The sequence below is a fragment of the Paraburkholderia sp. GAS38 genome, from assembly GCF_050434965.1.
In the GTDB taxonomy this organism is placed as follows: domain Bacteria; phylum Pseudomonadota; class Gammaproteobacteria; order Burkholderiales; family Burkholderiaceae; genus Paraburkholderia; species Paraburkholderia phenazinium_A.
Genome location: NZ_JBNDJO010000003.1, coordinates 1 through 19,247, shown reverse-complemented (window position 1 = coordinate 19,247; position 19,247 = coordinate 1). Strand labels below are relative to the sequence as shown.

The window sequence follows — 19,247 nt, the reverse complement described above, 5'->3', positions numbered from 1 at the left end:
CTGATTCTCCGGGACACAAAATAGCCCACTTAGAACGTGTAGGAAACCTTACCAAACGCCGTCCGGCCCAACGAGTTGTAGCCGTATGCCGTCACGTACTGGCGGTTAAACAGGTTCGACAGATTCGCAGACAGCGTGAGGTGCGAATTGACCTTGTACGCGGCACGCAGTCCGACCGTGGTGTACGACGGCAGATAGATCGAGTTCGCCTGGTCGTCGAACGTCGAGCCGCCGTAAAGCAGCGTGACCCCCGTGCTAAGCGCGTGCAGGTGGAACTCGTCCCACGTGTGATCGAGATTCAGGCTGACGGTTTGACGCGGGCGGCGGTTCAGCCAGGTCTGGTCCGTGACGTCCTGCGGATTCAGAATGCCGATCGCAAGACTGATGGGCGTCGAGTTGCCGAGCGTGCCCTTGTACGAGAGATCGATACCTTGAATGTGCGCCCGGCCCACGTTCACCGGCAGAAAGGTCACCGAGTCGTACGTAATGAGGTTGTGGACGCGCGTGTCGTACACCGCGGCCGTGAAGGTGCCGAACGAGGTGGCGGCATCCAGCGCGGCTTCGACCGTATCGCTGCGCTCGGGCAGCAGGTTCGGATTCGCGTAACCCGGATAGTACAGATCGTCGAACGTCGGCAGACGGAATGCATTGCCATACGAAAGCCGCGCCGTATAAACCGGCGTGATCGCATAGGCCACCGCGACATTGCCGGTATTGACCGACTGGCCTTCGACAATCTCGTGGCGTCCAGCGAGGAACACCGTCAAGTCACCCAGCGTGGCCGATTGATGCAGCGACACGGCCGAGTCGTTGCGAGTCGGCACGCCCGAGGGAATGTCGATGGGCAGGAAGGCTTGCTCGCGCGAAAAATCGTACGCGAGTTTCGTCTCGCCGGACAGCGGCAGATTGAACAGCTTGAGACCGCGCTCCTGATGCGTCAGCGAAGTCGACGTGCTCAGGCGCGTCGAGTCGATTTCGTCAGTCGGGATACCGGGCGTGTTCGAGTACAGGAACTGCCGGTCGTTGGCGTAGCCGAAGGACTGGTCGAACTGCGTGGACGGCGTGATGTCCAGGTGGAACGCTACACCCGTCGTCAGTTGATGATCGAGTTGCCGGTCGTCGCCGCCCGCATTGTCGTACGAGAGGTCGGACTTGTGGTACAGCGCAAACGTGGAGATCGACCAGTTGTCGTGCGCGTAGCCGAGGCGTGCGTCGATGTTCTGCGCATGGTACGGGTTACGGCCATCTTCGTGGCCATAGGCCCAGGGCTCGGTCGCGTCGATGCCCGCAGTGTTGTAGTCGTGCAGGCCCAGCGAATAGGTCAGCCCCGACAACGCGGCGAGGGGTCCGGTGGACGGAATGCTGCCCGACGTGCGGATCTGCGTATCGAAGGTCTTGTTCGAGCCGCCGCCTGCGGAAACCGTGGTCTGGTTCGGTTGATTCGAAGCGTGATTGGTGAACAACTGCACGACACCGCCCATCGCATCCGCGCCGAACGATGCGGCCGCCGGGCCCGAGATGACTTCGACGCGATCGAACGCGGCGGTCGGCAGATCGGCCCACTCGGCCTGGCCGGTAGTGGCGGAGCCGACCCGGACGCCATCGATAAACACCGCGACCTGATTCGCCGACGAACCGCGGATACTGACGCCAGCAGAAGAACCGGGGCCGCCGTTTTGCGAAATCGTCACGCCGGGCAGCGTGGCGAGCGCTTGCGTGATGCTGGGGTCGATCGGCGACAGACGATCCAGATCCGCGCGGGTGAGCACCTGCGTCGAGGCGTAGCGTTGATCGAACGATTGCGGCAAGTGCTGGGTGTCGCCGGTCACTAGAATGTTCGGCAGCGTGGTGGTGGCCGGAGACTGCTGGTCCGCCTGCGGCAACGACGAATCGTCCGCGGCATAGGCCATCTGGCACGTCGAGACGGTCAGCGCAGACGTGATGATGAAACGACGGAACTTCATAAGGGACATCCTGATTATTAGAAGACTGGATGACATGCAGCACGCGCGGACGCGGTCATTCGGTGTCCGATCCAGGCCATGGCGAAACGCATGCCTCATGAAGGGAAGCGCAGTACGGTCAGGCCATGGTGGAGGCGACGCAATCGCGCGCTTAACGCGCCTCAGCGGCGCGGCTGTTCATGCGCCGAAGCAAGCGTCGACAGACAGGCGCGACGAATATTCGCCACAGGCCGCGAAGCGGGACAGTCAAAGGAATACGGATCTGGCGGTGAGTCCAGATTGCAGGCGAAGTCGGCCATGCGGATAGCTCCTGGGGATTACGCGCCCCAAAGTCGGAAGAGGGATACGACGCCGAGGTCTGACTTCCGGTTCAGGCTGAACCGGTCACAGTGGCGCGACCGCGCTGGAGTTTCACCAGCTTCCACGAGTCGTATGCGCGGCATTTTACGTGCGAATCAATGCCGCCTGGATAAATTCCGGGCCGGCGTTGGATGGATGAGACATGACAGGACGAAGCTCATGCCGGTCTGCGTGACAATGGATATCGCTGCATCGAAAGAAGCCGCGCGAGCGAGGGCGCTTGAACTGCTATGCTTGCCAGTCTGAGAAACTGGATGACCCATGCTTAGATTCGACAATCTGTGCAAACGCTACGGCGAGCGCACTGTCTTTCAGGGACTGCATTTCAGCGCCAGCGCCGGGTGCGTTGCCTTGAACGACGAAAGCGGTAGCGGCAAGTCGACGCTGCTAGGCGTCCTCGCCGGCGAGATCGAAGCGGACGCGGGCGAGGTCTGGCTCGGCGGCCATTCGCTGCGCAGCGCGCCGCTCGCGGCGAAGTCCGCCCTCACCTACGTGCCCGAAGACTGCCTGACGTATCCGCTCGAGACGGGTCGAGATTTTCTCGAACGCGTAGCCACGCAAAGAAAAGCGGTGCTAGAGAATCGCACGCTGGAGCTGGCCGAACGCTTCGGCCTCGCGCCTCATCTCGAGAAACGCTTCGAGCAGATGTCGTTCGGCACGCGCAAGAAAATGTTCCTGACGGCGGCATCGATCGGGGCACCTACCGTCCTGATTGCGGACGAACCGGGTGGTGGCCTCGATGCCGCCGCGCGCGCTGTCCTGATCGATCTGTTCAAACAGTTGGGCCAGGACCGGGTGGTTTTCTTCACCAGCTACGATGCGGCCTTGACGCAGGCGTGCGAAGCGAAAGCGATCAGCTTCGCGGATCTCGCCAGGCGCGCCTGACGAAGACTCTCTCGCCGTTCGCTCGAACGAACATGCGCGAACCCGCAGCCCGCCATCGTACGCATCAAGGATGCAGCGATAGCCCCTTGACCGCCTTGTCGACCATCTTCCTCGGCCCGCGCAGCGCAATGCCGACCAGCTCGGGTTGATCGACGGATTCGGCATGGAACGCGGCGCGATTGTCGTCGTCGTTGCCGGTGGAGAACATCGCCTTCACGTAGACCGCAATGGTCAGCTCGCGTTGCTGGCCCTGCTGAAACGCTCGCAGAAGCCCCGACGCGTCGCCGCCATAGATCATCATGGGCTGCCCAAGCAAGGCGGCGTATTGCCGTCCGTTCGCGTCCTCGTAGGGTTTCCCGATCGCTTCGGGCGCTGCCGCCGCCATGCCGGTGGCAAGAAAAGCGGTGACGTTCAGCTTCTGCCACGAGGCCAGGTCGTCACGCACCACCAGCGCAACCTTCGTATCGAACTCCATTCCTTCCATTCCTTTGCCGTATCACGTTGACTCATCCCCTGAACGATGCCCGCGGGACAATGAGACCTGCCGAAGCCGTGCTACGCTGACTTCGCGGCACGAATCCCGTCAGACCTTCTCAGCAAGACTAAACGTGGCTTGACGCCAAGTCTGGAAGATTTGTGCAGCGTTTGCCGTAGTGCGCAGGGGTCAGCCCGTAGGCGCGACGAAACCACCGCCCCAGGTGACTCTGATCGGCAAAGCACAGCGCGTGTGCGACCTCGGCCGGCGCCATGCCGCGTGCAAGCCACTGGCGTGCTTTGGTCAGCCGCAACTGGATCAGATAGGCATGCGGTGCAAGCCCGAAACTGGCCTTGAACGCACGCGAGAGACGAAAGCGGTCCACCCCGCAGGCCGCCGCCAGATCGTCGAGGCCGATGTCGTCGTACAGACGCGCGTGCAGATAGTCACGTGCACGTTGTGCGACCGGTGGGATGCAGGGATCGCCCTCATGACGCACACGCCAGCCGAGATGGCGGCTCAGGTGTTCAAGCAGGCTGTCGGTGGCCGCCTGCTGGACGAGGCGAGTCTCTTCGTTACGCAACACGCGAAACAGTGTCGCGATCGACGCGACGAGTCCCATGTCGTCGCTCAAGGTTGCGGGGAATTGCGGCTGCCCCGTCGCGGGCACGGCCTCCGACCATGCTCTCAGCTCGCGTGTGAGCCAATCGGGCTGCAGGTACAGCATCGAATAGGTGAAGCCGCCTTCCGCCGGAGCGTGGCCGTCGTGGATATCGCCCGGCTCCAGCATGAGCACGTGGCCCGGCGTGCTTTGCACGCGCGCGCGGCGGCAATCGAACTGCTGCACGCCTTGCTCGGTGAAACCGATGAGGTACGCGTCATGCCAGTGCGGATCGTAGGCATGCCCTTCGAAATGCGCACGCAACGTTTCTATCCCGGTGCGTTCGTGCTGGTGTAGATCGACCCAGTTGTGTACAGGCATGGGACGTCACTCCCGGCGGCCCGGCCAGCGGTCCTGAACATAGCGCGCCCAGCTCCGCCACGGCGGATCAGCGAACAGGATCAGCGCCCCGAGTGCAAGCAAACCGCAGAACAGGAACGTGCCTCGATAGCCGACCCCGGCGACCAGCAAGCCCGACAGCACGCCCGACAGAATCGAGCCGACCCGGGCCGAGTTGAAGAACAGCGCGGTGGCCTGGCCGGGCGAGCGCGGCATCAGGTCCTGCACATAGGTCATGCCGAGGCACGAGGTCACCGCGACCACGAACGCGTTGAGCGCCTGCATCGGAATCAGGAACGACACCGAACCGACCGCGGCCACGCAGATGAAATACAGCATATGCACGCCGGCGCACGCAGCGAGCCAGCGCAGCTTGTTCAGCGAGGAACCGCGCGCGCCCAGCGCCAGCATCATCGGAATTTCGAGGAAAGCGCCGAGGCCGAGCATGATCGAGACGTCGATGCGGGTGCCGTGCAGACCGTGGACGACGTAAAGCGGCAGCACGATCATCGTCGCGTTGGCGGCGAGGCCGATCAGTGTCAGCGCCAGCACCGAGCGCCAGATGACGCGCGCCGGCGCAACCGGATGGACGAAATCCGGCTCGACCGGCGTCTCGGGTTCGACGGTGGTGACTTCGAGCGACGAGGCCGGGTCGCCGGGGACATGGTCCGGCACGCCGGGCACGTCGCCATCCGCGGCCTCGGGCATGCGCCAGATGATGGCGCCGCACGCGACAAAGCACGCCGCCGCGAACAGAAACAGGCCGTAAAAGCCGATCCCGGCGAGCACCAGCGCGCCCACCGAAGGCCCGAACACCCACGCCACCGAAAGCACCGTGCGCAGCGTCGCCGTGGCAAAGGTCCGCTCGGACTCGCTCGTCACCGGCAACGCGGCGCGGCCGAACGAGAACACCAGCGACAGCGCCGAGCCGCCCGCGCCGAGGAAGGCAATCCCAATGATGAGGAGCGCGCGGTAGTCGCGCACGAAACACAACAGCAGGAAACCCAATGCCGCCGCGCCCAGCGCCGCCAGCAGCAGTGTGCGGTGATGCCCGTGGCGATCGGACCATTTGCCGGCCCAGCCGCTCGCCGCCACCCCGCTCGCCGCAATCAGCGTCATGAACAGGCCGAGCCTGAGCGGCGTCATCCCGGCTCGCTCCACGCCGAACAGCGACAGGTACGGCGCGGTGAACGACATGGCAACCCCCAGCATCAGGGTCGCGCCCGCCAGCGACATGAAGGACGGGATGCGCGTGAGACTGACGAGCCGGGAGTAGTTCATCGATGACGCGAAGTAATGCTGACTGCATGCGTCATCGCGGCGAATCCGCTCAGTGCGCGCAGCTGGCTAACGGCAATGCGCGTGCACCGACAGCCCCAAAAAGTAGCCGGTACGACGCACGGGGGAACCCGCAGTATGCCAAAGCTTGCTGGATCGTGTTAGCACGTTGGCTGTCGACGTCAGTGCATTTCGATCCATGCCGCCACGTCGGACGGCCCGGTTTCGCGGCCGCCCAGCACGAAACGCGCGCCCTCCGGGGCCGGCACGCGCCATGCGGTGTCCCCGTAATTAAAGGCGAAACGCAGGTTGCCGAGACGGCGCAAGCGGCCGCCCTCCGGCAGCGTCAGCACCTCGATGCCGGCGTCGTGTACGCAGCGTTCCAGCACGGCACGCTGCAACGCCGGATCGAAACAGGCCGTCGTCATGCGAACCCGGCCGGCCTGCACGACAGCCGGCACGCCGTCGTCGAACACCGCCGTGACGTCGACACCGGGCCCCGGCTCAACGTGGTCGCGCCAGCTTCGGCCCTCGCCTCGTACGCCGTCGAACGTCGCCGCCGGCCGCAGTGACGGGCGCAGCGATTCGCTTTGCGACACCCGCACGTTCAGAACGGCCTGCAGCGGGCCCGGAGGAAGCGTGGCGGGGATCGTGAAGTCCGCGGTCTTCGAGCCGGTCCTCGGCCCGAATAGCCAATGTGCCTGGCCAGCCTGGATCTGCGCAACCAGCGCGTCCGGCACGACCGGCAACGACGGCGCGACCACCAGCCGGTAGCCGCTCAGATCGGCGGTCGCCGGCAGCAGATCCACGTCCACGCCCATCTCGCGCAGGCACGAGTACCACTCGAAGACGAGGCGTTGATAATCGAAATCGGCGCCGTGGCGCTGGATCTGCACGATCCAGTCCGCGGGATAGTCGAACAGCATAGCCACGCGGGCCTGCGTGACCTGGGCCGTGGCGGCCGGGTCGAAGGTCGGATCGAAGGTCGGATCGAAGCTTGCCAGTTCACGCGCCACCTGGGCGATCTCGTGGCCGCCGGCGGTGAGCTTGTCGTCCGGCGCGTTGATGCCCGAATGCATCTGCTCCTGCGCGAAAGGCGCCTGGCGCCAGCGGAAATACGACACCAGTTCGGCACCGTGCGCGAACGCCTCCCACGTCCAGAGACGCGCCATGCCCGCCTTCGGCACCGGGTTGTACGGCGCCCAGTTGACCGGCCCGACCTGCTGTTCCATCACCCACATGCGCCCCTTGCCGACGCCGCGATACAGATCGTGATTGAAGGCCGGAATGTCCGGATGCCCCGTGCGTGCCCAGCGGTGCTTGTCGGCGTCGTCGAACCACAGCACCTCCGTGCGCGGCAGCGGATAACTGTCCCACGCGGCGACATCCAGCCCGCTTTCGGCGAATTCGTAGTGATCGAAGCTCGTGAAAAAGCCCATGAAGTTGTGCAGCAGGTCGCGCCCCGGCGCATGCTCGCGAATCAGTTCGCCCTGCAAGCCATGGAAGCTCGCCACCTCGCTCGACATGAAACGCCGGAAGTCGAGCCAGTGGCTCGGATTCGCGTCGGTGGGCGTGCGGTTCGGCAGACCGATCTCTGCGAAGCTGCGGTACTCCATGCTCCAGAACACGTTGCCCCACGCTGCGTTCAAGCGCTCCACTTCGCCGTAGCGCGCCGCGAGCCATCCGCCGAAACGCCGGCGGGCGGCCTCCGTGTAGCTCGGCGCGGTGTCATGGCAAGCCAGTTCGTTATCGGTCTGCCATGCGATCACCGCGGGATGCGTGCCGTAGCGCCGCACCATCTGCGTCACGATGCGCGCGCAGTGCTCGCGGTAGATCTCGCTCGAGATATCGTAGTGCCGCCGCGAGCCGAAATTGAGCGTGATGCCGTCCTTGTTGACCGGCAAGATCTCGGGGTGCAGGTCGACCAGCCACCTGGGCGGTGTCGCCGTCGGCGTGCCGAGGATGACCTTCAGACCGTGCGTGGCGAGCACCTCGATGGCGCGATCGAGCCACGCCCATTCGTAGCGCCCCGCTTCGGGCTCCATCCTGCTCCACGCGAATTCGCCGATCCGTACGCGGCTGATGCCCAGTTCCGCCATCCGGCGCGCATCGCTTTCCCATTGATGCTGCGGCCATTGCTCGGGGTAATAGCAGACTCCTAGATGCATGGTGCTCCCGCTAGATGTTGTGATCGTAGTGACCGTTGCGCTCGCAACGGTCGCGGCCCGCGCGGCTATCCCTTGGTGGCGCCGAACGTGAGTCCGGTCACAAAGTGCTTCTGCATGGCAAAGAACATCGCGACCGACGGCAGCGCGGCCAGCACCGAGCCTGCGGACACGAGATTCCACGAGGTCGTCCACTGGCCCTTGAGCGCCGCGACGCCCACAGTGATAGGCGCTGCGTCATCGCCTTGCGTGAGACAGAGCGCCCAGAAATAGTCGTTCCACACAAACGTGAAGACGAGGATGCCGAGTGCCGCAAGTGCGGGCCGTACCAGCGGCAGCACGATGCGCGTGTAGATCGCCCACTCGCTCGCACCCTCTACGCGCGCGGCTTCGATCAGTTCGTACGGCAACGCGCGGATGAAGTTACGCAAAAACAGCGTGCAAAAGCCGGTCTGAAAAGCCGTGTGAAACAGCACCAGTCCTAACACCGTGTTGTACAGGCCGAGCGCCAGTGTCAGTTGCCGGACCGGAATCATCAGGATCTGCACCGGCACGAAGTTGCCCGCCACGAAGATAGCCAGCAGCAGCAAATTGCCGCGAAAACGGTAGTTCGCCAGCGCGTGTCCCGCCATCGAGGCCAGAAAGATCGACACCGCCACCGACGGCACCGTGATCAGCACGCTGTTCCAGAAGTAGTGGAGCATCGGCGTTTGCGTGAGCGCCGTGCCGTAGTTTTCGACCAGCGCGAAGTGTTCGGGCCAGCCCCAGTAATTGCCTGCCGAGAGTTCGTCGCTGGAGCGGATCGACGTCACCAGCACCGCGAGCAACGGCAACAGCCACAGCAGCAACGCGCACGGCAACGAGAGCTTGTAGAGCAGGCGGCTGCCTGGGCGCCAGCGGGAAACGGGCATCGGATACATGTCGGTTCCTCAGGTTTCGCTGCGCACGAGACGCCGCAATTGCCACACGATGAAGATCAGCATGATCATGAACAGCACCACCGCGATCGCTGCTGAGTAGCCTTCGCGGTAGTACTTGATCGCCTGGTCGTACATGAAATAGGCGAGCACCGTGGAGCTGTCGAAGGGGCCGCCGCCGCTCATCACCGAGATCAGATCGAAGCTGCGCAGCGCGCCGATCACCGTCAGCACCACGGCCATGAACGTGGCGGGCCGCAGTTGCGGCAGGATCACGTGCCATAGCAGCTTCAAGCCCTCGGCGCCCTCCATGCGGGCCGCTTCGATCACTTCGCTGTTGATGCCCGTGAGCCCGGTCAGGTAGAGAATCATGCAGAACGGAATCTGCGGCCATAGCGCGGCGAAAATGATGCCGTAGGTCACGTAACGCGGATCGCCCAGCACCGGCACGCCGTGTCCGACGATCAGCTTCAGCAAGCCGAAGGTCGGATCGTAGAACCAGCCGAACACCAGCCCCACCACCACGCCCGGCAACACGAACGGCGCGAAGAACAGCGATTTCACCAGCCGGATGCCGCGCACGCTCTGGTTCAGATACAGCGCGAGCGCGAGACCGCAGGGTGGCGCGAGCAGAAACAGCACGAGCCAGATGACGTTGTTTTTCAGCGCCGTATAGAACGTGTCGGAATGCAGCAGTTCGCGGTAGTTGTCGAGTCCCGCGAACACGCGCGGCGTCATGCCGTCCCAGTTATAGAAGCTCAGCACGATGCTGCTGATCACCGGGTAGATCACATAGACCGCAAACAGCAGGCCGCCCGGCAACAGGAACAGCAAGGCCGCGCGATTGCGCCGGCGGCTGAGCGGCGCGGGCGCCTTGCGGCGCTCGCGGCTGACGGGCACGGCTTTGTCGGACAGGGTGGTGGACACGTTCGCCTACTTCTTGTAGATCCGCTGGCGGAACTGTTCGAGGTGGTTCAGGATCTGGTCGATCTGGCCAGGGTCGCTATAGAACTGCTGCATGCCCTTCATGCCTTCGTCGGCCATTTCCTTGGTCATGTCGCGGTCGTAGAACTGCGCGACACCGCCAGGGGTGCTCGAGAGGATCTGGAAGCCGATCTTCGAGATCGGATCCTGCGGCTCCGGCGCCTGGTTGTTCGACGGCAACTGACCCCAGCCCTTCGCCAGTTCGCCGTTGATCTGCGGTTGCGCCATGAACGCGAGCAGGCGGTGCGCGTCCTTCCTGTTGGTGGCCTTTGCGGGGATCATCAGGATGTTGACCGGACCGTCTTCGGCCATCGGCACGGCCGCGTCGATCACCGGGAAGCGGAAGTAACTCATCTTGTCGCGCGTGGCTTCCGGCAAGCCCGCCGCGAAGAACGTCCCCATCAGCATCATCGCGGCCTGGCCGTTGACGAGCAGCGGGCTCACCGAATCGACGTCATACGAGAGCGCGTTGTCGACGAAGTACTTGTCGTCGATCAGCGTCTTCCACGTCGCATAGACCTTGCGCACGCGCGGGTCGGTGTAGGCGATCTCGCCCGCCATCAGTTGCTCGTGAAACGCGTAGCCGTTGATGCGCAGGTCGAGATAGTCGAACCACGCTGCCAGTGTCCACGAATCCTTGGCCGGCACGGCGATCGGCGCAATGCCCGCCGCCTTCAGCTTCTTGCAGTCGGCGAGGAACTCGTCCCACGTCTTGGGTTCGCCGGCAATGCCTGCTTTCTCGAACAGGTCCTTGCGATAGAAGAAGCCGTACGAGTCGTAGCCGAGCGGCGCGGCGTATTGCTTGCCGGCGTAGGTGGAAGGCGGTTTGACCGCGGCGTAGGTCTGGTTCCAGCCGTCCTTCTGCCAGTCGGCGCTCAGATCATCCAGCAGGCCGCGCCTCGCGAAATAAGCCATGCGCTCGCCGTTGTGCCAGCTCAGCACATCAGGCGGATCCGTCGCGAGCCAGCCGGACATCTGCACCTTGTAGGCCTCCTCACCGACGTAGGTCACTTTCAGGTCGACGTCGGGATTGGCCTTCTCGAACTGATCGAAAGCGCTTTGCCACACCGCGCGCTGATTGCCGCGTGCGGATACCGTAACCCTCAGCGTCGCGGCGTCCGCATAGCTTGCAGCGGTCATCGCAAGACACGCGATACCCGCCAGCAAAAACTTCCCAGCTTTGAATTTCATGGTTGTCTCCAATATTCAATTTATGGTGGCTGTTTCCGGGCCGCGGCTCGCAGAATTTAAGCGCTTAAATTTTTCGGCGTAAAAATCGCTCTTTGAATTAACATGTGTTCCTCCTGTGTCTGAACGTGAAAGTAGCCGAGCTGTTCCGGACACGCAACCCTTACGACAACGTCTCAACATATGGGCGAAACGCTCCTCAAGCGGCCATACGCCACAGCTCGCCGCTCGTTTACCCTCGCTGCGGTGCGCCATTCATGGTGACGCTCGCTGAAGTCGCGCAACGCGCCCAGGTCACTGCGGCCACGGTATCCAACGTGTTACGCAATCCTCAGAAGGTTAAACCGACCACCGTGGAACGCGTCATGGCAGCGGTGCGCGAACTCGGCTACCGCCCTAACCTCACGGCACGGGCACTGGCCGAAGGACGCACTTCCACGCTCGCGTTGATGCTGTCGAATATCTCGAACCCGTTCTATCCGGAGTTCGTGCTGGAGGCTGAAACCGCGGCGCGGCGGCGCGGCTATTTCCTGCTGGTATGCAACACGGACGACAACCCGGCGATTGCGCGTGCTTACCTCGACAAGATCGCCGGCACGCTGGCCGCCGGTGTGATCGTGATGAACACCGACGTCAGCGCAGGCGAACTCGCCGACATCGCGCAGCGCGGCTCGGCGCTCGTGCTGTGCATGTGGGAGCGCGCGCAGGCGACGCGGGCGCTGCCATGCGTCACCGTCGACTACACGCACGCGGGCGGTCTCGCCGCTGCGCATCTGTATGAACTCGGTCATCGGAGGATCGGCGCGCTGCTGGGGGAAGGGTCCGGTGGACCGCAATCGGTGCGTCTTCGAGGCTTCGTCGAGGCATTGGCGGCGCGAGGTGTCGCTGCAGACGCCGTGAAGGTTCATGCGTGCCGCGATTCGATCGAGGCGGGCTACGACGCGGCCCGCGCGCTGCTCAGCGAGCAACCCAAGCTGACGGCGCTATTCGCGACCAACGACCTGATGGCCATCGGTGCGATCCAGGCCGCTGCGGATATCGGCAAGCGCGTGCCGCAGGATCTGTCGGTGATCGGCCTCACCAATATCCACCTCGCGCATCAGTTCCGCCCTGCGCTCACCACGGTCGGCTTTCCGACCGCCGCGATCGCATCGATCGCGGTCGCGCTGACCATCGACCGTATCGAAGGCATCAAACCCAAACGCGATGCGTATAAGGTGCCGCTAGCGGAACTGGTGATTCGCGATACGACGGCGCCGGCGCCAAAGGCATCGCGCCGCAAGTAGCGCGACGAACCGGCGCACAATAAAAAACGGCCCCTCGTTGTCGAGGAGCCGTTTGCCTACACATCCAAACTTGATGCGGCTTAGCGCGACATCATGTTCATGGCGACGTTATGCATGATCCACAACGAGCCGACAATCAGAATGACCGCGGTCAGCACGGTAAAGCCGAACGCCATGACGTTCCAGCGTTGCGCCGACGACGTGTTCATATGCAGGAAGAACACGAGGTGCACGATGATCTGCACGAACGCCAGCCCGGCAATTGCCAGAATCGCGCTTTGGCCGGTCAACGAGCCGGTCATGATGATGCCGAATGCTGCAGCAGTCAGCAGGACGGACAGGATGAAGCCGGCCGTGTAGCTGCCGAAGCTGCCGTGGCTTTCACCCGAGTGAGCAGTATGGCCGTGGTCCATTTAGATCACACTCGTAAGATAGACAAAGGTAAAGACACCGATCCAGACGATGTCCAGAAAGTGCCAGAAGAGGCTCAGGCACGTCAGACGCGTCAGTTCGCGCTCGCTCAGTTCAGGACTGCGGATCACCTGCACGCTCAGCACGATCATCCACAGCAGGCCGAACGTCACGTGCAAACCGTGCGTACCAACCAGCGTGAAGAACGACGACCAGAACGCGCTGCGGTCCGGACCTGCGCCTACGGCGATCAGGTGCGAGAACTCGCGCAGTTCGAGCACGAGGAACGACGCGCCGAGCAGGAACGTCACAGCGAGCCAGCCGAGCACCATGCCCTTCTTGCCCTTGTGCGCGCCGATCATGGCGAAGCCGTAGGTGATCGAGCTCAGCAGCAGCGCGGCCGTTTCCAGCGCGACACCCGGAATCTCAAACAGGTCCTTGGCGGTCGGGCCGCCGGCGAACTGGTGGCTCATCACTGCGAACACCGCAAACAGCGAGGCAAAGATGATGCAGTCGGTCATCAGGTACAGCCAGAAACCGAACACCGATTGCGACGGTACGTGATCCGCGTCGTGATGGACGTCGTGTCCGTGCCCTAAAGTAGTCGTCTGTGACATTAATCCACCTCTGCCAATTCAAGCGCCTTACCTGCGCTGCGTCCTTCTTCGATCTGTCGAACCGTATCGGCAGGAATGTAGTAGCCGTGGTCGTCGCTGAAGCTATGGACGATAACCGTACCGATCGCCCCGACGATACCGATGATCGCGAGCCACCAGATGTGCCAGATTGCTGCGAAGCCGAGCACCAGGCTGAACATGGCGATGATGAGGCCCGCGCTCGTGTTCGACGGCATGTGAATGTCGCGGTACACCGGCTTGGCCGTTTCGGTCTTCGCGCGTTGCTTGATGCCGGTGAATTCATCGAGCTCATGCACCGTCGGCACGATCGCGAAGTTGTAGACCGGCGGCGGCGACGTGGTCGACCATTCCAGCGTACGGCCATCCCACGGATCGCCCGAAACATCGCGGTTTTCCGGCAGATTGCGGTCGCGAATGCTCACGAAGAGCTGCAGCAGTTGGCATGCAATACCGATCGCAACCAGGATGGCGCCCACTTCAGCCAGCAGCAGCCACGGGTGCCATTGCGGGTTGTCGTAGTGGTTCAGACGACGCGTCATGCCCATGAAACCGAGCACATAAAGCGGCGAGAACGCCACCCAGAAGCCGACCTGCCAGAACCAGAACGCGGCCTTGCCGAGCTTTTCGTGCAGCTTGAAACCAAACGCCTTCGGGAACCAGTAGTTGAAACCCGCCAGATAACCGAACAGCACGCCGCCGATGATCACATTGTGGAAGTGAGCGATCAGGAACAGGCTGTTGTGCAGCACGAAGTCCGCACCCGGGATCGCCATCATCACGCCGGTCATGCCGCCGATCGTGAAGGTGACCATGAAGCCGAGCGTCCACAGCACCGGCGTCGAGAACTCGAGACGGCCCTTGTAGATCGTGAACAGCCAGTTGAAGATCTTCACGCCGGTCGGAATTGCAATGATCATGGTCGCGATGCCGAAGAAGGCATTCACGTCCGCGCCCGAACCCATGGTAAAGAAGTGGTGCAGCCACACGAGGAACGACAGCACCATGATCGCGCAGGTCGCATAGACCATGGTCTTGTAGCCGAACAGCGGCTTCTTCGCATACGTCGCGATGACTTCCGAGAAGATACCGAACGCCGGCAGGATCAGGATGTACACCTCCGGATGGCCCCACGCCCAGATCAGGTTCAGGTACAGCATGGCGTTGCCGCCGCCTTCATTCGTGAAGAAGTGCATGCCGAGGTAACGGTCGAGGCCGAGCAGCGCCAACGTGACCGTCAGAATCGGGAACGCAGCCATGATCAGCACGTTCGTGCACAGCGCCGTCCACGTGAACACCGGCATCTTCATGAACGTCATGCCAGGCGCGCGCATCTTGACGATCGTGACGAAGAAGTTAATACCCGTAAGCAAGGTGCCGATACCCGAGAGCTGCAAGCTCCAGATGTAATAGTCGACCCCCACGCCTGGACTGAATTTCAGCTCCGACAGAGGCGGATACGCCAGCCAGCCGGTCTGCGCAAATTCACCGATCACGAGCGAGACGTTGATCAGGATCACGCTGACTGCCGTCATCCAGAACGACAGCGAGTTCAGGAACGGGTATGCCACGTCGCGCGCGCCGATCTGCAGCGGCACGATCAGGTTCATCAGGCCCACCATGAACACCATCGCCATGAAGAAAATCATGATGACGCCGTGCGCGGAGAAGATCTGATCGTAGTGATGCGGCGGCAGATAGCCGGGCGCGTGATAGGCCAGCGCCAGTTGCGTACGCATCATGATGGCGTCGGCGAAGCCGCGCAGCAGCATGATCATGGCCACGACGATGTACATGACACCGAGGCGCTTGTGGTCGACCGACGTCAGCCACTCGCTCCACAGGTAGCGCCACTTGCCGAGATACGTCACGGTGCCGAGCACCGCCACTGCCGCGATGCCCATCATGGCAGCGGCCATCATAATAATCGGCTCGTGGTACGGAATCGAGTCGAGGGTTAATTTACCGAACATGCGTTACCCCTTGGCCTTACAGTTGCTGTCGTCTTTCAGATCCATGACGTTGCCGTTGTTATAGCGGGCGATGATGTTGTGAAAGAGCTTCGGATCCACCGACGAGAAGTAGGTGACCGGCGCTTTCTCGCCCGGCTGCGACACGACGTTGTAGCGGTTCATGTCGAGGCTGTCCGACGAGGCGCGCACTTTCGCGACCCATGCGTTGAAATCTGCGGGCGAGGCGGCGATTGCACGGAACTTCATGTCCGAGAAGCCCTTGCCGCTGAAGTTGGCCGATTCGCCTGCGTAGTCGCCGGCTTCGTCAGCGATCAGGTGCAGCTTCGTCTGCATGCCTGCCATCGCGTAGATCTGGCCGCCAAGCTGCGGGATGAAGAACGAGTTCATCACCGAGTCGGACGTGATATTGAAGTTCACCGGCGTGCCGACGGGAATCGCGAGCTGGTTGACCGAAGCGATGCCGAGATCCGGGTAGATGAACAGCCACTTCCAGTCGAGTGCGACCACTTCGACGTTGATCGGCTTTACGGCCGATTCGAGCGGACGGTACGGATCGAGCTCATGCGTGCTCTTCCAGGTCAGCACACCCAGGAACAGAATGATCAGCGTGGGGATGGTCCACACCGCGATCTCAATACCCGTGGAATGCGACCAGTTGGGACGGTACTCGGCGCTCTTGTTGGATGCGCGATAGCGCCACGCGAACAGCAGCGTCAGCGCGATGACCGGAATCACGACGATGAGCATGGCCCATGTCGACGTAGCGATGAGGTCGCGTTCGGCAACGCCCACACTGCCTTTAGGGTTCAGCAGATCCAGGTTGCTACAACCCGAGAGCAGCGTTACCAGCCCGATGGCGACGGAACTCATCGCCCCCCGTAGAGTCTTTTCTTTCATATCGATTGCCTGCTCTTTACGTCTTCAATGAACATCATCCGACCGCTCTCCATAAGTAAGCGGTCGCATGGTAAAGCCTCGTCATCCTGATATAAAGAACTATTTTTGCAACGATCTCTTGCGTGTCAACATTGTGCGACACGTTGCCGCACAGCGCTGCGCACACGACCGGTGCTTGCCTTATATCAAAAGATGATACGACTGCTAACGCTACGAACCGCAGGCCAGTAACGACCGCACATCCAGGCGGCTACGCGCCCTTGGGTACAACAAAAACGAGCGCGTCGTATCCGCTTTCGCAGACACGACGCCGCTGGACAAGCCGTGCAATCAGCCCGGCGCGTGTGTTGCGTTTACCGCAGCACGGGCTTGCAAACGTTCGCCGTTTTCGACCGAGGCGGCCTCGACCGGTTGTGCCGTGCGATTGGTCTGCGCGAGCAGGCTGGTCGACGACGGATTGATCGCATCGGTAAAGGGCTTCGGATAGATGCCGATCGCAAGGACCAGCACCGCCATCGCGCCCAGCAGCAGGAACTCGCGCTTGCTCACGTCGCTCAGCTTGGCGACGCGCGCATTGGCGATCGCGCCGAAGATGACGCGCTTGTACATCCACAGCGTGTAGCACGCGCTCAGAATCAGCGTCAGTGCCGCGAGTGCGCCGATCCAGAAGTTGAAGCCGACTGCGCCCATCAGGACCATGAACTCGCCGACGAAGCCAGCGGTACCCGGCAGGCCGACGTTCGCCATCGAGAACAGCATCACGAAGACCGCGAACTTGGGCATCGTGTTGGCCACGCCGCCGAAGGCGGCGATCGAACCGGTCTGGGTGCGATCGTGCAGCATGCCGGTGCACAACAGCAGCGCGCCGGAGACGAGGCCGTACGAGATCATCTGCATGATCGCGCCTTCCTGACCCAGCGGATTGAAGATGAACAGGCCCAGCGTGACGAGGCCCATGTGCGACACGGACGAGTAGGCGAGCAGCTTGCGGATGTCGGTCTGCACCAGTGCGAGCAGACTCGAGTAGATGACGGCCACGAGCGACAGCGTGATCATCGCCGGGGCAAAGAAGTGCGCCGCTTGCGGCGTGATAGGCAGCGCAAAACGCAGCAGGCCGTAGCCGCCGATCTTCAGCATGCCGAGCATCACGGCTGCGCCGGTCGGTCCGTCGAGGTGGACGTCCGGCAGCCAGGTATGCACCGGCCACATCGGCACCTTCACGGAGAAGGCCGCGAGGAAGCCCAGGAAAACCAGCATCTGCGGCACGAAACCCAGTTGCGCCGAACGCCAGATTTCGAGGTCGAAGCTGTGGGTCTGCGCGTACAGGTAGAGCATCGAGATCAGCATCATCAGCGAGCCGACCAGCGAGAAGAAGAAGAACTTGACCGCCGCGTAAGTGCGATTCTTGTTGCCCCATGTTCCGATCAACAGATAGAGCGGGATCAGCGTCGCTTCGAAGAAGACGAAGAACAGCATGCCGTCGAGCGAGCTGAACACGCCTTGCATGAAGCCCGACAACATCAGGAACGAGCCGAAATACTGTGCGCTGCGCACCGTAATGGACTCCCAACCCGCGATGACGATGACGAGCGTAGTCAGTGCGGTCAGGACGATCAGCCACAACGAGATCCCGTCCACGCCCAGGTGCCACGCAATGTCGAACGACGGCAACCACTTGACGTTCTCGACGAACTGCATGGCCGGCACGCCGTTCTGGAAGCCAGCGACCAGCGGGATCACCGGCAGGAGGCCGGCAAGTGCACCGATGAGTGCGAGCCAACGGGCGCGGCCGGGAGAACCGGAACCCGCTCGCAGAACGATGATGCCCGCCACGATGGGGACCCAGATCAAGAGGCTTAAAAGCGGTGCGGATTGCATTTGTTCTTTAAAGGGCTGAAGCAGGAAAACGTCCGGATCAAGGCCGTCAAACTGAAAGCATTGAAATACACATTACGGTCTTATTACGCCAAACAGGCGCAACGCTTGATTCGGGGGCCAGGTCAACGCGTCCCAATGTCGCATACACGTCAAGGGTTAACGAGGATAACCCGAAATTAAGATTTTTGCAGCGCCGCAAACAACTGTTAAGCGATTAGTGCAGTAGTCGATGAACTCTATTGCAGACTTAGGTGTTGCGCGCATGGGGTGAGATGTGCAGTTGCACAAAATTTGGCCGTTTTCACTGGGAAAACGACCTGTTTTGGTGCACAGCGGAGGCAGTTCGAATGGATTAACAGAGTTGAAAGCTGGCGTGGCGTAAGGCGGATTTTTATTACGAATAGAAAGCTAATGTCGATCGATACTCTTGAAGCTTACAAATAAATTCACCCCATCTATCCTTCAATCTCGGCGCTTGCCGACGCATATCGCTCGGGTTTCCGGAACCCAGATGTTGGACAGTCGCGTTGATGGCGTTTCCCGTAAACGCACAAACCCCACCTTTGCGGGGTGGGGTTTGTGCTTGCTGCTGGGGAGCCTGACGATTACCTACTTTCACACGGGTAATCCGCACTATCATCGGCGTGGAGTCGTTTCACGGTCCTGTTCGGGATGGGAAGGGGTGGTACCGACACGCTATGGTCATCAGGCATGACTTGTTGCCGCACTGCTCATGGAGCAGTACAGCCAATCGGGAAGAAGTAGTTTCTGGTGATGCCACCAGAGGGTGAAGCGGTTGGGGTTGTGTTGTTTCCGGCACAACACGTGATCACTCAACCGTGTGCGGGGTTCATCTGAACCACAAGACACACCTGTTATAGGATCAAGCCTTACGGGCAATTAGTATCAGTTAGCTTAACGCATTACTGCGCTTCCACACCTGACCTATCA

At 61.9% G+C, this 19,247-nt stretch carries 15 protein-coding genes, 2 rRNA genes and 1 riboswitch; of the genes, 2 read left to right on the top strand and 15 right to left on the bottom strand.

The window, feature by feature from the left end; all coding sequences use genetic code 11:
* Window positions 1–29 precede the first annotated feature (29 nt).
* Window positions 30–1,964, bottom strand: coding sequence for a TonB-dependent receptor domain-containing protein (locus tag P3T42_RS07675; protein WP_074294284.1), 1,935 nt, complete (start codon window positions 1,962–1,964; stop codon window positions 30–32).
* A 302-nt stretch (window positions 1,965–2,266) separates the two neighbouring features.
* Window positions 2,267–2,415: riboswitch (adenosylcobalamin (AdoCbl) riboswitch) on the bottom strand.
* 170 nt (window positions 2,416–2,585) lie between these two features.
* Here P3T42_RS07675 and P3T42_RS07670 point away from each other — a divergent pair.
* A complete protein-coding gene (locus tag P3T42_RS07670) occupies window positions 2,586–3,209 on the top strand; it encodes an ABC transporter ATP-binding protein (RefSeq protein ID WP_429305634.1) in 624 nt (207 codons plus the stop codon).
* Between the two features lie 64 nt (window positions 3,210–3,273).
* Here P3T42_RS07670 and P3T42_RS07665 read toward each other — a convergent pair whose 3' ends face one another.
* The 7 genes from P3T42_RS07665 to P3T42_RS07635 all read right to left on the bottom strand — a co-directional run bounded on the left by P3T42_RS07665 (window position 3,274) and on the right by P3T42_RS07635 (window position 11,219).
* Complete coding sequence (locus tag P3T42_RS07665; protein ID WP_074294282.1) at window positions 3,274–3,684, bottom strand: DUF2000 domain-containing protein; 411 nt, start codon at window positions 3,682–3,684, stop codon at window positions 3,274–3,276.
* Window positions 3,685–3,811: 127 nt separating this feature from the next.
* Window positions 3,812–4,666 (bottom strand): AraC family transcriptional regulator, encoded by an 855-nt coding sequence (locus tag P3T42_RS07660; protein WP_429305633.1) that lies wholly within the window; start codon window positions 4,664–4,666, stop codon window positions 3,812–3,814.
* 6 nt (window positions 4,667–4,672) lie between these two features.
* Window positions 4,673–5,965, bottom strand: a complete 1,293-nt coding sequence (locus P3T42_RS07655; RefSeq protein WP_429305632.1) for a sugar efflux transporter — start codon at window positions 5,963–5,965, stop codon at window positions 4,673–4,675.
* Between the two features lie 179 nt (window positions 5,966–6,144).
* Entirely contained in the window at window positions 6,145–8,130 is a 1,986-nt protein-coding gene (locus tag P3T42_RS07650) for a beta-galactosidase (protein ID WP_429305631.1), read from the bottom strand.
* A gap of 65 nt (window positions 8,131–8,195) precedes the next feature.
* Window positions 8,196–9,047, bottom strand: coding sequence for a carbohydrate ABC transporter permease (locus tag P3T42_RS07645; protein WP_429305630.1), 852 nt, complete (start codon window positions 9,045–9,047; stop codon window positions 8,196–8,198).
* Between the two features lie 9 nt (window positions 9,048–9,056).
* A complete protein-coding gene (locus P3T42_RS07640) occupies window positions 9,057–9,971 on the bottom strand; it encodes a carbohydrate ABC transporter permease (protein ID WP_074294277.1) in 915 nt (304 codons plus the stop codon).
* Between the two features lie 6 nt (window positions 9,972–9,977).
* On the bottom strand, window positions 9,978–11,219 hold the full coding sequence (locus P3T42_RS07635) for an ABC transporter substrate-binding protein (RefSeq protein ID WP_074294276.1): 1,242 nt from the start codon (window positions 11,217–11,219) through the stop codon (window positions 9,978–9,980).
* Between the two features lie 254 nt (window positions 11,220–11,473).
* Between P3T42_RS07635 and P3T42_RS07630 the strand changes: the two genes are divergently transcribed.
* A complete protein-coding gene (locus P3T42_RS07630) occupies window positions 11,474–12,502 on the top strand; it encodes a LacI family DNA-binding transcriptional regulator (RefSeq protein ID WP_429305629.1) in 1,029 nt (342 codons plus the stop codon).
* An 80-nt stretch (window positions 12,503–12,582) separates the two neighbouring features.
* Here the strand turns inward: P3T42_RS07630 and cyoD are convergent, their stop codons facing one another.
* The 7 genes from cyoD to P3T42_RS07595 all read right to left on the bottom strand — a co-directional run.
* The gene (gene cyoD / locus P3T42_RS07625; RefSeq protein ID WP_074294274.1) at window positions 12,583–12,915 is read right to left on the bottom strand and encodes a cytochrome o ubiquinol oxidase subunit IV; all 333 of its coding nucleotides are present in this window, start codon (window positions 12,913–12,915) and stop codon (window positions 12,583–12,585) included.
* A complete protein-coding gene (gene cyoC / locus P3T42_RS07620) occupies window positions 12,916–13,530 on the bottom strand; it encodes a cytochrome o ubiquinol oxidase subunit III (RefSeq protein ID WP_074294273.1) in 615 nt (204 codons plus the stop codon).
* Complete coding sequence (gene cyoB / locus P3T42_RS07615; protein WP_074294272.1) at window positions 13,530–15,521, bottom strand: cytochrome o ubiquinol oxidase subunit I; 1,992 nt, start codon at window positions 15,519–15,521, stop codon at window positions 13,530–13,532. The genes cyoC and cyoB overlap by 1 nt, the downstream gene beginning before the upstream one ends.
* Before the next feature lie 3 nt (window positions 15,522–15,524).
* Window positions 15,525–16,418, bottom strand: coding sequence for a ubiquinol oxidase subunit II (cyoA, locus tag P3T42_RS07610; protein ID WP_074294271.1), 894 nt, complete (start codon window positions 16,416–16,418; stop codon window positions 15,525–15,527).
* Window positions 16,419–16,748: 330 nt separating this feature from the next.
* Window positions 16,749–18,296: a complex I subunit 4 family protein gene (locus P3T42_RS07605; protein WP_074294270.1), complete on the bottom strand. Its 1,548-nt coding sequence runs from the start codon at window positions 18,294–18,296 to the stop codon at window positions 16,749–16,751.
* Between the two features lie 596 nt (window positions 18,297–18,892).
* A 5S ribosomal RNA gene (gene rrf, locus P3T42_RS07600) occupies window positions 18,893–19,006 on the bottom strand.
* Window positions 19,007–19,175: 169 nt separating this feature from the next.
* A 23S ribosomal RNA gene (locus P3T42_RS07595) occupies window positions 19,176–19,247 on the bottom strand; the annotation flags it as partial.

Bases quoted from the DNA above. Each gene is read 5' to 3' on its own strand.
- P3T42_RS07675 (WP_074294284.1), bottom strand. From the start codon at position 1,964: ATGAAGTTCCGTCGTTTCATCATCACGTCTGCGCTGACCGTCTCGACG.
- P3T42_RS07670 (WP_429305634.1), top strand. From the start codon at position 2,586: ATGCTTAGATTCGACAATCTGTGCAAACGCTACGGCGAGCGCACTGTC.
- P3T42_RS07665 (WP_074294282.1), bottom strand. From the start codon at position 3,684: ATGGAGTTCGATACGAAGGTTGCGCTGGTGGTGCGTGACGACCTGGCC.
- P3T42_RS07660 (WP_429305633.1), bottom strand. From the start codon at position 4,666: ATGCCTGTACACAACTGGGTCGATCTACACCAGCACGAACGCACCGGG.
- P3T42_RS07655 (WP_429305632.1), bottom strand. From the start codon at position 5,965: ATGAACTACTCCCGGCTCGTCAGTCTCACGCGCATCCCGTCCTTCATG.
- P3T42_RS07650 (WP_429305631.1), bottom strand. From the start codon at position 8,130: ATGCATCTAGGAGTCTGCTATTACCCCGAGCAATGGCCGCAGCATCAA.
- P3T42_RS07645 (WP_429305630.1), bottom strand. From the start codon at position 9,047: ATGTATCCGATGCCCGTTTCCCGCTGGCGCCCAGGCAGCCGCCTGCTC.
- P3T42_RS07635 (WP_074294276.1), bottom strand. From the start codon at position 11,219: ATGAAATTCAAAGCTGGGAAGTTTTTGCTGGCGGGTATCGCGTGTCTT.
- P3T42_RS07630 (WP_429305629.1), top strand. From the start codon at position 11,474: ATGGTGACGCTCGCTGAAGTCGCGCAACGCGCCCAGGTCACTGCGGCC.
- cyoD (WP_074294274.1), bottom strand. From the start codon at position 12,915: ATGGACCACGGCCATACTGCTCACTCGGGTGAAAGCCACGGCAGCTTC.
- cyoC (WP_074294273.1), bottom strand. From the start codon at position 13,530: ATGTCACAGACGACTACTTTAGGGCACGGACACGACGTCCATCACGAC.
- cyoB (WP_074294272.1), bottom strand. From the start codon at position 15,521: ATGTTCGGTAAATTAACCCTCGACTCGATTCCGTACCACGAGCCGATT.
- cyoA (WP_074294271.1), bottom strand. From the start codon at position 16,418: ATGAAAGAAAAGACTCTACGGGGGGCGATGAGTTCCGTCGCCATCGGG.
- P3T42_RS07605 (WP_074294270.1), bottom strand. From the start codon at position 18,296: ATGCAATCCGCACCGCTTTTAAGCCTCTTGATCTGGGTCCCCATCGTG.